The following is an 868-nucleotide window of genomic DNA, read 5'->3' on the forward strand; positions in this document are numbered from 1 at the left end:
TGTACCCTTCACATTTTATCAACTTATTTCCTAAACGCTGATAAAGCAAGCCATCCCGTATTCACTTTTTCTATTGGATATAAACCAAGCTCCTCAAACCATTGGTTTGGCATCGATACACAAGATAAAGGGCTTAGTGAGTTACGCCACGAGTTCATCTTTATGAACTTAAACGGTGGCTTTTTCCCTAACTGCTTTAGTCGTCGATGTAGCCTTGATGGCTTCTTCCACAACCTCAGCTGTATTGCCCTTAGTCTTCGTCTGATCCAACCTGCCAAGGCTTTTAGCTCTCGCTTACAATTGGCTATACTAAAATAATTTACAAAACCGCGCACAACTGGATTTAGCCGCTTTATTACTTCTGCTAAATTTATGCCGCCGTTACGTTTTGTTAATTGCTTCACTTTTTGTTTAAACACGATGAGTTTTGATGCTTGTATCCGTGTCCACTGGCTACCTATCTCTACTCCCAAAAACTTCACACCTTTGCTGCTATGAGCAATATGGGTTTTCTTTTGGTTCACGGTTAATTTCAAGTCTCGCTCTAGTATTTGGGTGGATGCCTTAAGTGCTTCTTGCGCTGCTTTTTCTGTGCTGCACAAAATCAAGATATCATCTGCATACCTCACTATTCGGTGATTACGCTTTTTCATTTCTTGATCGAAAGCATCTAGGTAGATATTCGCCAATAACGGGCTAATTACGCCACCTTGTGGGCTTCCTATCGTACTAGCCTCCCAGTGTTCGCCTATCATTACCCCGCTTTTTAAGAACTGATTAATCAGCTTTAAAATACTACTGTCCGTCACTTTGCGTCTAACACTGCTAATTATCAAAGCATGATCAAGCAGGTCAAAACACTTCGACA

At 41.1% G+C, this 868-nt stretch carries 1 protein-coding gene; it reads right to left on the reverse strand.

Annotation, left to right across the window (positions count from 1 at the left end; all coding sequences use genetic code 11):
- Positions 1-23: 23 nt before the first annotated feature.
- Positions 24-868 (reverse strand): reverse transcriptase domain-containing protein (locus H4J63_RS19780; RefSeq protein WP_259365860.1); only part of this gene is annotated, 845 nt, incomplete at its 5' end.

Origin of the sequence: Pseudoalteromonas sp. 5Ae-yellow, from assembly GCF_014077565.1 — a bacterium.
In the GTDB taxonomy this organism is placed as follows: Bacteria; Pseudomonadota; Gammaproteobacteria; order Enterobacterales; family Alteromonadaceae; genus Pseudoalteromonas.